Origin of the sequence: Paenibacillus macerans, assembly GCF_050565405.1 — a bacterium.
Taxonomy (GTDB): Bacteria; Bacillota; Bacilli; order Paenibacillales; family Paenibacillaceae; genus Fontibacillus; species Fontibacillus macerans_B.
On record NZ_JBNYYG010000029.1, the window covers coordinates 56,474 to 68,868 of the forward strand.

General features: G+C 53.4%; 10 protein-coding genes. 5 read left to right on the forward strand and 5 right to left on the reverse strand.

Annotation, left to right across the window (positions count from 1 at the left end; genetic code table 11):
- Positions 1-162 precede the first annotated feature (162 nt).
- Entirely contained in the window at positions 163-861 is a 699-nt protein-coding gene (sigK, locus tag ACQ4N8_RS17260) for an RNA polymerase sporulation sigma factor SigK (protein ID WP_059044522.1), read from the reverse strand.
- Positions 862-1,305: 444 nt separating this feature from the next.
- Between sigK and ACQ4N8_RS17265 the strand changes: the two genes are divergently transcribed.
- The 5 genes from ACQ4N8_RS17265 (at position 1,306) to ACQ4N8_RS17285 (ending at position 5,760) form a co-directional block, all read left to right on the forward strand.
- A complete protein-coding gene (locus ACQ4N8_RS17265) occupies positions 1,306-2,232 on the forward strand; it encodes an ABC transporter ATP-binding protein (protein ID WP_430705592.1) in 927 nt (308 codons plus the stop codon).
- On the forward strand, positions 2,229-3,164 hold the full coding sequence (locus tag ACQ4N8_RS17270; RefSeq protein ID WP_430705593.1) for an ABC transporter permease: 936 nt from the start codon (positions 2,229-2,231) through the stop codon (positions 3,162-3,164). Before ACQ4N8_RS17265 ends, ACQ4N8_RS17270 begins: the two co-directional genes overlap by 4 nt.
- A 70-nt stretch (positions 3,165-3,234) precedes the next feature.
- Positions 3,235-3,951, forward strand: coding sequence for a response regulator transcription factor (locus ACQ4N8_RS17275; protein WP_430705594.1), 717 nt, complete (start codon positions 3,235-3,237; stop codon positions 3,949-3,951).
- Complete coding sequence (locus ACQ4N8_RS17280) at positions 3,948-5,030, forward strand: sensor histidine kinase (RefSeq protein WP_430705595.1); 1,083 nt, start codon at positions 3,948-3,950, stop codon at positions 5,028-5,030. Before ACQ4N8_RS17275 ends, ACQ4N8_RS17280 begins: the two co-directional genes overlap by 4 nt.
- 55 nt (positions 5,031-5,085) lie before the next feature.
- The gene (locus tag ACQ4N8_RS17285) at positions 5,086-5,760 is read left to right on the forward strand and encodes an SOS response-associated peptidase (RefSeq protein WP_430705596.1); all 675 of its coding nucleotides are present in this window, start codon (positions 5,086-5,088) and stop codon (positions 5,758-5,760) included.
- A 73-nt stretch (positions 5,761-5,833) separates the two neighbouring features.
- Here ACQ4N8_RS17285 and ACQ4N8_RS17290 read toward each other — a convergent pair whose 3' ends face one another.
- The 4 genes from ACQ4N8_RS17290 to ACQ4N8_RS17305 form a co-directional block, all read right to left on the reverse strand.
- Positions 5,834-7,111, reverse strand: coding sequence for a BNR-4 repeat-containing protein (locus ACQ4N8_RS17290; protein ID WP_430705597.1), 1,278 nt, complete (start codon positions 7,109-7,111; stop codon positions 5,834-5,836).
- A 204-nt stretch (positions 7,112-7,315) separates the two neighbouring features.
- Entirely contained in the window at positions 7,316-8,461 is a 1,146-nt protein-coding gene (locus ACQ4N8_RS17295; protein ID WP_430705598.1) for a glycoside hydrolase family 88 protein, read from the reverse strand.
- 36 nt (positions 8,462-8,497) lie between these two features.
- Positions 8,498-10,876, reverse strand: coding sequence for a GH36-type glycosyl hydrolase domain-containing protein (locus ACQ4N8_RS17300; RefSeq protein WP_430705599.1), 2,379 nt, complete (start codon positions 10,874-10,876; stop codon positions 8,498-8,500).
- Between the two features lie 294 nt (positions 10,877-11,170).
- The gene (locus ACQ4N8_RS17305) at positions 11,171-12,271 is read right to left on the reverse strand and encodes a hypothetical protein (RefSeq protein WP_430705600.1); all 1,101 of its coding nucleotides are present in this window, start codon (positions 12,269-12,271) and stop codon (positions 11,171-11,173) included.
- Between the last annotated feature and the right edge of the window lie 124 nt (positions 12,272-12,395).

The following is a 12,395-nucleotide window of genomic DNA, read 5'->3' on the forward strand; positions in this document are numbered from 1 at the left end:
AGATGCTCCTGCTGCCCGCAATCAACGACGCCATTGTATCATAATTTCATAAGTTTGACTGTGTTAGGATGATCGTTATCAGGAAAAATCTGATCCGTGTATAGCTAAAATAAGCAGGACCGAGCCATGCTCGATCCTGCTTAGGAATTTAATTCAATCTTGTTATTTCTTCTTATAAAACTCATGATACAACTTCATGAGCGCTCTTTTCTCGATTCGCGACACATAACTCCGGCTGATGCCGAGCTCCTTGGCGATTTCGCGCTGGGTCCGTTCTTCTCCCCCATGCTCCAGGCCAAACCGCCCCTTGATCACTTCCTGCTCCCGCGCGTCCAGAATGTCCAGGTTCCGATAGATTTTGCTCTTCTCCATCTTGAGCTGAACCCGGTCCACCACATCGTCCGCTTCCGTCCCCAAAATATCGATCAAGGTAATTTCATTGCCTTCCTTATCCGTTCCGATCGGATCATGCAGCGATACGTCCTTGCGCGTTTTCTTCAGCGATCTCAGATGCATGAGGATCTCGTTCTCGATGCAGCGGGCCGCAAAGGTCGCCAGCTTCGTCCCTTTATTCGGCCGAAAACTCTCGATCGCCTTAATCAAGCCAATCGTACCGATGGAGATCAGGTCCTCCAGATCTTCGCCGGTGTTATCGAATTTCTTCACGATATGCGCCACCAGCCGCAAGTTATGCTCGATCAGAATATTGCGGGACACCGCGTCCCCTTCCGCCATGCGTTGCAGATGCTTCGTTTCCTCCTCCTCGGTCAGGGGCTGCGGAAACGCATTATTTTTCACATACGATACGAGCAAAGTCAGCTGTTTAATGAACAAAGCAATTGCGGTAAACAATCCGGGCAAAGATGACACCTCCTGCTGATTCACATCACAATGAATACAACCTCGCTTCATTTTGGGTCATTTCATTGTATGTGGGCGGAGGCCTAGGCGTGCCTGTACGGAGAGAAAAGAAAATGAATCCAGGTTGGATCTAGCTTCGTCGATCTGTTTCATGGTGTTGCTCCTATGATTAAGGCAACTTCGTCAGCAACTCGAAGATCCGGGCCCGTATCGGTGCGGAGTCGTTCATGGTAAAAAGCGGAATCCTTTGGCCTATCGCCGATTGCAAGCCCCAATAAGGATCCACGGATTTCGGGTTCGTTTTGCTTGTCCAAATGCCATCCCGCTAATTGCAAAGTTTGTGACATGTTTGTTCCCCATTTACCTTCCGTTTACTTTTGCTTTTTATAATTTGCTTGAAATCGCAGGAAAGGGTTTTAAACACGATAGAAAGGAAATGAATTTATGAATCAGGCACCGGTAGTACAGCTTCGGCACGCAACGAAAAGAATCGGAAAAAAGACAATCGTGGACGATCTGTCGTTCGATATTCCGGCCGGAGAGGTATTTGGTTTCTTAGGCCCCAACGGGGCGGGGAAAACGACCACCATTCGCATGATGGTAGGTTTGATCAAGATCAATCGGGGAGATATTCTCATTAAGGGACACAGTATTACCAAAGACTTCAACAAGGCGATTCGGAATGTAGGAGCAATTGTTGAGAATCCGGATTTGTACAAATATATGACAGGGGATCAAAATTTAAAGCATTATGCACGGATGATTCCCGGCGTAACCAAAGCCCGTATTGAAGAAATTGTAGAAATCGTTGGACTAAAGGACAAGATTTACGACAAAGTGAAGACCTATTCCCTTGGCATGAGGCAACGGCTGGGAATTGCTCAAGCCCTTCTGCACCGCCCGTCTCTTCTTATATTGGATGAGCCGACGAACGGGCTTGATCCCGCCGGGATTCACGAATTGCGCAACTACTTAAAGAGACTTGCTCATGAAGAAGGCGTTGCTGTTTTCGTTTCAAGCCATTTACTGTCCGAAATGGAATTAATGTGTGATCGAGTGGGTGTTCTGCAAAAGGGAAGGCTGGTCCGTATTCAAAGCATACGAGACTTTGTCCATAATAGCGGAAGTTCTCATGTTTGCGTCACCGTTGAGCCTTCCCAAATCGAACAGGCAAAAAGTCTGTTAGCCACTTTAAATAAGACAGCTTTGCCGGCTGGACAGCGGGGGCAGTTGTTGATTCCGTTGAACCGAGATGAAATACCAACCGTCAATAAGCTCCTCTTGCAGGCGGGTATTCAGGTATACAGCATTCAAGTGCAAGAGCAGACCTTGGAAGATAAATTTTTGGAGATAACGGAGGAGAAAAAATGATCGGATTGGTTGCCAACGAAAGCATGAAAATATATAGCCGGAAATTGACATGGATTCTTTTGATATTACTGTTTGCCATCACTATAGGCTCTTCGATCTTAGGTAAAATCAACAACACGAATTTCCAGGATTGGCGGGCTGAAACAACACAACTCGTCCAGCAGTATGAAGAACGTTTGAAAATTACGGAGTTATCTCCTACGTTACGTGCCGATGCTGAAAACAAGTTGAAGATTGCGAAGTATCGCTTGGAAAACGACTTCCCGGGCCCCTCTGATAATCCGTGGTCAGCGTTGCTCACTTTTTCCGGCTTAATTGAAATGGTCATCGTTTTCGCAATCATCATTGCTGCGGATATGGTAGCCGGGGAATATACGACCGGAACGATGAAACTCTTGCTGATCCGCCCGCACAGCCGCGCTAAAATTCTGTTTTCCAAATATATCGCGGTGTCTCTGTTTGCCATCGTTATGCTGACGCTCCTGGTAATATGCGGTAATGCCGCAAATGCTTTGTTTTATGGATGGGGCAACATCCACATGACTGATTTATTTTTGAACCAGCAGGGACAAGTTGTACAGTTGAATGTTTTAATGCAGATCATAAAAATGTACGGCTTAAGTATTTTCCCTGTCATGGGCTACGTCACCCTGGCTTTCGCAGTATCCACGGTTCTGCGCAACAGTGCCCTGGCGCTGGGAATCTCGTTGTTTATTATGATCGTGGGCAATTCCATGATTGAAGCGACAGCAAAAATGAAATGGTTAAAGTTCCTTCCTTTTGCCAACAGCGACATAAGCCTGTACATTTTCCACCTACCGGCTAGACCCGAAATGACGCTGAACTTTTCCATCGCCGTGTTGCTTGCATACATCGCTGTACTGACACTTCTAAGCTGGTTCGTATTCAAGAAACGCGACGTATCGATCTAGTGGTCATGTAATACATTTCGTTAGATAATAGAATATTGAGATTACCCTAGCAAGAGAGGAGGAAGGAAGGTTGCGTTTACAAAAGATACTCATCATCGATGACGAACCCGGCATTGTCAGGATGCTTGAAACCATCCTTCGCAAGGAAGGTTATACGGCCATAAGCAGTGCTTTTACGGGTCAGGAAGCCTTGGAAAAAATAAGCCATCATCCGTATGACTTGATTGTATTGGATGTCATGTTACCCGATATGGACGGATTCCAATTGTGTCAAAAAATCCGTCGGTATACCGCCGTCCCTATTCTATTTCTTACTGCCCGCTCAAGTGATTTGGATAAATTAACCGGACTCGGGATTGGAGGGGACGATTATATAACAAAGCCATTTAATCCCTTGGAAGTTGCCGCACGTATCCATGTACAGTTTCGAAGGCTAGAACAATATCAAGTAACTGCGCAGTCAACGGAGATTTATCGTTTCGGTTCTGTTGTCATTGATAAAAAGGCTGCTGAATTATGGGTAAATGGAGAGGAAATTCCTTGTCCGGCTAAAGAATTTGAGCTTCTTCTGTTTTTCGCTGGCCACCCTAATCAGATATTTACCGCAGGGCAATTGTACGAGCATGTATGGGGCTATGACAGCATCGGAGATGAGAAGACGGTTGCCATTCATATCATGCGCTTGCGAAAAAAAATCGAGCAAGACGCAAAACAGCCCTCTTGGATCGTTACTCTAAGAGGGATTGGTTACAAGTTTGTCCCTCCCAAACAAGGTGACTTGATATGAAAGTAAATTTTACAAATGGCAAGTTGGTCGTCCGTTTTACATTGAATTTTATCATACATCAGATCCTGCTGTTCTTGACCATCTCGTTGCCTGCTGTTTTCTATATTGTCGTGCTGAGGCAGCCGGAGAAGCTCTTCTTCGTTAACCTAACAACAGGAATCATTATTTCGGCTTACTTTCTGTATTGTTTGTTTTATGGTTATTATGTTGCGCGGCCGATGGCTGATATTTTAATTAAAATCAAAAAGTTATCAAATGGGGAATATCTGGTTCTTGACAGGAAAAGGCGCTTTTTCTCTCTTTCTAGCCGACTTTACAGGGAGGTCTACGCCAATCTTGAATCTCTTTCCCTGACCTTGCAGGAAAATGAGCGTAAACGGCAAGAGTTTGAACAATTAAGACAGGAATGGGCGGCGGGCGTTACCCATGATCTGAAAACCCCTTTGTCTTATATCACGGGTTATACGGACATGCTTTTATCGGATGAACATGAGTGGAGCAAAAACGAGAAAAACGAGTTTTTGCAATTGATTCGGGATAAGGCCAACTATATGGAAGAACTTATCAATGACCTTGGAATCGCTTTTCAGATGGACCAGTCCATTGGTTTTAAGTTTTCCCCACAAAGTATCGAGTTGGTGGAGTTAATTCGCCGAACGGTTGCAGAAGCAGCGAATATGCCTCCGGATAAGGCAAACCACTTTGAAATATGGGGTGGTGAGAACCCCCTTTATGTAAAGGGGGATGCCGTATTGCTGAAAAGAGCCTTTTCAAACCTATTAGTCAATGCAGTTATTCATAATCCAGCAGGTACATCCATTATTGTGCACATACAAGGTAACTCTCATATCCAAGTACAGATCACAGACAATGGAAAAGGAATGGATGAACAAAGTATCGCCTATCTGTTTGAGAGGTATTACCGGGGGACTTCAACGGATACTCCTACAGGTGGCACTGGATTGGGAATGGCGATTGTGAAGCAGATCGTCACCGCGCATCAAGGAACCATCGATGTCAAAAGTAAAGTAGGCCATGGCACTTCGGTTACCGTTCAACTGCCTAGCAGTAAAGCATGATTTTCCTCCATTAGCAAATACTACTCGACAACCGAGTAAAGGAGGAAGGTATTTCATGTGTCAAAGATATTCCATCGTGGCCGAGTTGCCCGAAGTTCAGGAGCATTTTCAAATCGGGCGGGTGATGTGTTATTACAAGAACCGCTTTAACATCAGCCCCACGCAACCGACGCCGGTCGTGCTCCAGCAGGACGGGGAGCGGGTGCTCGACGAGTTCCGCTGGGGGTTCGTTCCTTATTGGGGAAAAGATGCGGTTAACGCGGATCTGCGAAACGTCCACCAAAATCCGACCTACCGCCGGATCATCAGCACGCAGCGGTGCGTCATCCCCTGCAACGGCTTCTATTATTGGAAGAAGGAAGGCAAGAAGGAATACCCGGTCCGGGTGGTTCTGAAAAACCGCGGCATGTTCGGCGTGGCTGGGCTGTACGAAATTTGGCGGGATACGCGCGGCGAGCCGCTTCGTACCTGCACCCTCGTTATGACGGACGCCAATCCGCTGATCGGGGAGTTTGAGCGCCGCATGCCGGCGATTTTGTCCTCCGAGGATATGACCCGTTGGCTGGACGAAGAGATCAATGATCTCGACGCGCTGGACCCGATCCTGCGACCGCATGCGGCGGAGGAAATGCAGGCCTACGCGGTAACTCCGCTCATCGACAACAACCGGTACGACACCGACGAATGCATCCGTGAGATGGATTTGCAGTTGGCTTGGGTCAAGCGATAAGCGAATGGTTCGACTCTGAAAAACGCAAAAAAGCTCTTGGACATCCCCGTCCAAGAGCTCTTTGATTTTCGCTTCAATTATTCCTGCCGTAATAGAGCTTGAGATTCGGGATATCCACCAGGTACAGGATATCGACGCCTTTGGCGCTGCGCTCCACGGCAAGCCGTTCGATCGGTTTGCCGGGAGCCAGCGAGGTTTCGGTCCAGCCGGTTCCTCCCGAATTCACGGCCACAAAAGCCCGGTCCGTTCCGCTTTGCTTCACGTAATAAATTCGGGCTTCCGTGCCGGTCCAGGTAACGTCCACCGCAGCCCGCGTCGCGGCGGCATCAAAGACGGTCTGCAGCTCCCATCCTCCCGTTCCGTACGTTGCTTGCTTCACGGCGAAATTCGCGCTTCCTGCCTCGCGGTAACGGTAAGCGATGATCGGCCGTCCTTCGGAGTCCATCGTCAGTTTGGCGCTTTGCACGCCAGGTCCGCCCGGATCGTCGCCGCTCTGCACGTAAGTTTCGCCAGGAGCTAAAGGTTGGACGATATCGGCCGTAGTCAACGTTGCCGGAATAGACACCGGCGTTCCATCCGCCTTGGTGAAGACGCCCGTAGCCGGGCTGTACTTCAGGTACGACAGCTCATGGCGCAAGGCGCTGGCGGCAAAATGCGCCCACTCGAACAAAATATGCATATCCCCGTTGGCATCAAAAGCCAAGTCGTCCGGATAAACGGACCGATTCAGCGTTGATGCAATCACTCCGATCTGGCTCCAGGTCGAGGCGGCGTTATCCCAATGGAACAGGACGCCTTCCCGTTTGCCCGCAGGATCCTTGGCGACCCGTGCGAAGAGATACAAATCCCCGTTCGGCGCGGTTTTGACGATCGGATATGAGATTTTCATATCCGGGCCAGGCAGATCCGCCGAATGGTTCTGGGGAGCTCCGCCTACCGTATCCGAACGAAAGTATCGCCAGGTGTTATCGTGCATCGAGGCAAACACATGGAACCGGCCGCTGCCGTCCCGCGCGATGGAGGGCTGGTTATGACCCAGATCGTCGATATACTCGGCCACGACGGAACCGTTCATGACCGGAATATTGCTCCAAGCCCCGGTGCCGTCTCTTCTGGCGATATATACCGTATGCGTACCAGCGGTACTCCCCGGCGCATTATAAGCCATATAAGCATATTCATATCCCGTCCCGTACGTATCCAGCGGCGACCACCATCCCGCCTGGTTGCTGGAATCCATCGGATAAGGAACTTCCGTAAGCTCCGCGGCCGCATATCCCGTAGTTGTCGGCAGCACCAGCATCAACGCAACAAAGCAGAGCCCGATTCGCCAACCTTTTCCCCTTTTCACGTTTTCCCGCCTCCTCGATTTGAAATCGCTCGCAAACTTTAATCCCCGATAACCTCGGTCCTCCCGGTACCGGTACAAGCGTATCACGCTGCCCTTCGCCGGAATAGAAACAAATCAACGTTCCGAATAGAACGGAATTACGCATTTTTGCCAAAAATAGAACGTTTCTCCGTTTTCGCCGGCCCCCCCCCGGAATCCAGCGAGTTAACGCCCGCGTTCATACCAATATCCCGGGACTCCTTGGCCAAGCCGCATCAACGCTTCGAGAAAAAAGTAATCCCCCCAGATCACATAATCATCGGTTGCGATACCGCCCCTCACATAGTAGGAGCCGTGCCGCAGAAAGCCTTCGCCCGCCCCGGCCCCGTTCGTGCCGCCCGAGAAACAATGCTTCGCCAGCGACGCCACGGAACGTTCGGCAAAAGCCAAAAGCTCCGCCCGGTCCGGGTCATCGGCGGACAAATGCTCTACTAGTTCCAGGACGCCGCACGCCGCGATTGCGGAGGCCGAACTGTCCCGGGGTTCGCCTTCGGTTTGCGGCGCATCAAAGTCCCAATAAGCAATGTGATCCGCAGGCAGATGATCGATGAAATAACGGGCCAGCCGCTTGGACGTATCCAGGAATGAAGCATCCCGGAAATAACGGTAGGCCAACGCAAAGCCGTAGATTCCCCAGGCCTGCCCCCGCGTCCAGGTCGAGCCGTCGCGAAAGCCCTGATGCGTGCCGCCCCGGACCGCATCCCCCGTCACGGGATCGAAATAAAACGTGTGATACGAGGAGCCGTCGCCTCTTACCAGAAACCGCCGGCTTTGTTCGGCATGGATCCGGGCGATGTCGGCATACCCGGGATCCCCGGTTTGCTGGCTGGCCCAATACAATAATGGCAAGTTCATCAGGCAGTCGATGATGATGCGCCCGCCATTGATTTCATCCCCCTCCGGCCCCCAGGCCTGAAGGATGCGGGAAGCGGGCCGCCACCGTTTCAGCAGCAAATCGGCCGCTTCCAGGGTTGACTTCCGGGCGGCTTCGTTTTGCTCTACGATCCACTGCGCCCCGGTGGACAACAGATACAGAAACCCGATGTCGTGATGCTCCAAATGGCTCCGCCGCGCAAGCCGGTCCTGAAAGGACGCGGTAGCCGCAGCGGCAGCTTGACGAATCGCTTCGTCCCGGCTGTACTCGTAGCTAAGCCATAAGATGCCCGGCCAGAAGCCTTCGGTCCAATCGGTATGCTCTACCAGCTGATACTTGCCGTCCCCCTGGCTGACATGCGGAAAACGCGGCTGAAAACGGGAGATATTCGTTCGCGAGATATCCAACGTTTGTTCGATCAATTCATTCCAATTCATGGTATCCTCCTGTAGGTTGGCGGAATGGAATCCGATTTACATGACAACTTCGACTCGGACGGACGAGCGTCCGGGATAAGCCGGCAGCACCGTGCCTTCCAGCCGCTGGCCGTCGACGGTGATGGATTTTACGCCCTGGCAAACCCGGCTTTCATTGCGAACCGTAATCTCATAGTCGCAGCCGCGGAACTTGCGTTTCACGCTAAACCCTTCCCATTCGGCGGGAATGCAGGGGTTTATGGACAAGCCTTGAAGCACCGGTTTGATGCCCAGGATATATTGCGTCGCGGCGACGTACATCCACGCGGCCGTCCCCGTCAGCCAGGACACATTGGCCAATCCGAACTTGTCGGACTCCGGCCCAAACAAGTTGGAGGCGTAAACATAAGGCTCCGCTTTGTAGCGCCACAAGCCCGCTTTGTCCATCGCCACATTCGGGAGCAACTGGCGGTAATATTTGTAGGCGAGATCCCCGCGCCCAAGCAGGCATTCGGCAATGATCGCCCAGGTGTTGGCGTGGCAAAAGACCGCCCCGTTCTCCCCCGTCCCCTTGTTGTAATTCGTCAAAGGATCGGCGGGATCGGGGAACGTGCTGATGGAGGGATGGATTTTCTTGATGCCAAGCTCCGTGTCCAGCAGCTCGCGGACGCTGTCCATCGCTTGCAAGCCTTTCTCCGGATCGGCCATCCCGGACAGAACCGCCCAGGTTTGGGCGTTCAGCCAGATTTTCGCTTCATCGTGCACGTCGCTGCCGAGGAATCGGCCGTCATCCATGATGGCGCGTCGGAACCAGCGGCCATCCCAGCCGAGGCTGTTGACCAGCCCCCGCTGCTGCTCATACATGGCCTCGTAGTTCGCGACATCCTCCGGATGGCCGGCAGCGACGGCGAGATCCACCATCCGCAACAGCACCGTCCCGAGCTGCATGGCGGTCCATATGCTCTCTCCCCGGCCCTCGCGGCACACCCGGAACAGCTGGTCGTTCCAATCCGACCGCAGCATCAGCGGGAAGCCGTTCGGCCCCAGCTTCGACGCCGTAAATTCGATGGCGGCCTTCAAGTGCTCGTATACCGTGCCTTGGTCCCCATCATAGTAAGGCACTTCAGCGCTTAGGAATGCGGCGTCCCCGGTTTCGGCCAACAGATCCCACGCCGCCAGAGCCGGCCATAAATGATCGTCGGAATGAATGCTTGTCACCGGCTCCCAACCCTCATGGGGGAAGAAGTAATGATTCGCGTGCCCGTCCCGGTACTGCTGGCCGAGCAGCAGCCGAAGCTTAGCCAGCGCTTGCTGCCCATCGAACGGTACGACCGCCAAAATATCCTGCGACGTGTCGCGGTACCCGACGCCGCGGAACGTTCCGGTGGCATAGAAGGAAATATTTCGCGAAAACAGAAAGTTGCGGTGCGCCTGATACGGATTCCAGACGTTGAGCATCCGCTCGGCGTCCGGATCCGGCAACCGGCAATCCCAAGCTCCGAGATAACCGTCCCAGAAGGTCCGAAGCCCTTGAAAAGAACGCTCCGCAAACCCGGCTTCCCGGGAGCGCGCAAGCGCCTGCTCAACCTCGGCTTCATCCTGGGCCGTGCCGAGGAAGAGATGAACGGTCCGGCTTTCGCCCGGCCGCAGCTGGACTTTGAAATGCAGCGCGCCGCACGGATCTCCGCCCATCAGCGTCGACCCGCGGCAGCCTCCTTCTTCGATCGCCGCCGGATTGGCCTCACTGCGATAGCTGCCTATAAATTCCTCGCGGTCGCCGTCATACCCGGACAACGGCGCGTCGGAGGCAAAGTAGACGAGCGGCGTCTCCTCCGGTTTAGGTTGATTTTCGACGCCATACCGGTACACCAGCGCCTCAGACGGATGGTATTGCACGGAGACCTGATGCTTGTTGTAACATTGCCACTGCAGCTCGCGCATGAATTCCATCATCCCGAACTCCACGTAAGCGTAAACGTTCAGCTCTTTGGCTACCGAGGTTTCATTGGACAAGGTCAATTTCCAAATCAGCGAGTTTTCGTAGGGACCGACGAAATACAACGTTTGGGCCGCGATCCCGTCCCGTTTCGCTTCAAACCGGGTGTAGCCGAGGCCGTGGGCGCTTTTCCACGTTTCCGGTTTGGCGGCGGCGGGTTCGTTGGTGGGGCACCAGTACGTCCCCGAGTCCGCGTCCTGGACGTAAATATAGGGTCCCGAGCGGTCCATCGGCAGGTGAAAAAACCGGTAGCGCGTAATCCGCCATATTTGCGGCGATTTGTAAAACGCAACCCCGCCGCCCGCATGGGACAGCATCGTATGGAACGTGCCGTTGGATAAATAGTTCATCCACGGGGTCGGCATGTCGTGCCGGTGGAACTCGATTTCTTTTTCCGCGTCGCGGAAGGAATAATAACTTTGCGGGTCGATCGGTTTCATGGGAATCCACTCCTTTGGGCAAACAAAAACAAAATAGCACAGCAGGTGCGATAAACGGGGGCTCCACGGGAACAACGGATTTCTAACGGAACCCAGAGACGTTATTCTGGGGATCTGCGCCGGTTTCCATCTGTAACGGACCCCACAGACCTTATTGGGCATGTATGAGCTTGATCAAGCCCATTTTGGAGCAGATAGCGGCTTTCCCGTCCGTTAGAAACGGGAACGGCGTTTTTACGGGCTAATTAAGGTCTTTCAAGTCCGTTACCGTTAACCCGAAGCCGCCGAGTCTGCCTATTTGGGCTCCACCTCGTCCAGTGTCAAGCTATACGACAGATCTTTCATATAGCGGCCGTCGGGATGAAGAAAGACCCATCCGAAATCCAGATCCCCTCCGGTTCCACGCACGATCGCAATCAAACGATTTAAGCCGGGATTCATTATTAACTCTTTTTCCGGCTCCGGCACCACCTCACCGTTTAACACGATCTCAACCGTGGACGCGGCATCGGCGAGCACGCGCAGCCGCCCTCGGCGAGGAGCCTCCCCTTCTTCCGGCACCGTAACAAAGCAGCTCAGAAACCACGGATTCCGCCCTGCATTCGCGATATGCAGCAGGCCGGTGGAGCGGCGTTCTTTTTTCTGCATCCAGCCGTACAGGCCTTCCCCCAAGTTGTTTAGCGAAAACTCTGGATCCGTATAGTAATCCCTCATGGCGCCGTAATCGACGTAAGCCGGGCAAGGCAACGCCATCATGGCTTCCACGGCCCATTCCCCATCGCCCTTCTCCTCTTCCAGAAGCAAGTCGTCAAAAGAGGCGCCTAGATTGGCCAGTAGGCGGGTGTATAAACGCAGCGACTTGTCGCTTTCGGGGTCCGGCAGCAGTTGGGAGCACACCACGGTTCCGCGCCCGACCTTGGCTTCAATCAGGAACGCGCCGGAGGGCCGGGCTTTCCGGCGGTTCAGCTCCACCAGCGCCTGGCGGCTGTATTCGGCCGTGTGCCCCTGCACGAAATAGTCCTTCCAGGCGGTGCCTTCCACGCTGGAGCAAAGGACGGCGACTTCCGCCGCTTCCAGGCGGTGGGCGGCGAGGACCCGGTTGACGACCTCCCGCGGCGACAAGAAAACCTTGTCGAAGCCGAACAGATCAACCGGGCTGAGCCCGCGTACGGCGGCGTTCGCGTAGTCCGCCGCCAAATGGTATGTCTCGTGCGGCGCCACGCGCACGGGACGGTCCAGCAGGCGGGCCAGCGCCGCCTGCTGCCCGGGCTCCGCCGGCAGGACGAGTACGCGTCCGCCGGCTTCGGCATGGCGCCGGACGGCTTCCGCCGCCCCAGGCGCCTCAAGCAGGCAGGCTTCGGCCACCAGCAGGCCGAAGCCCTGCCCGGGCGGCATGGCGGCGTCCCCGCCATGCCCGCCGAGCGCTGGCGCCGCTCCCGAAGGGAACGTGCTGCATCGCGCGGAATACCGCAAGGGTTGCCCGGAGGAGGCCTTCGCCTTATGCGCTTATGTAGCGGAG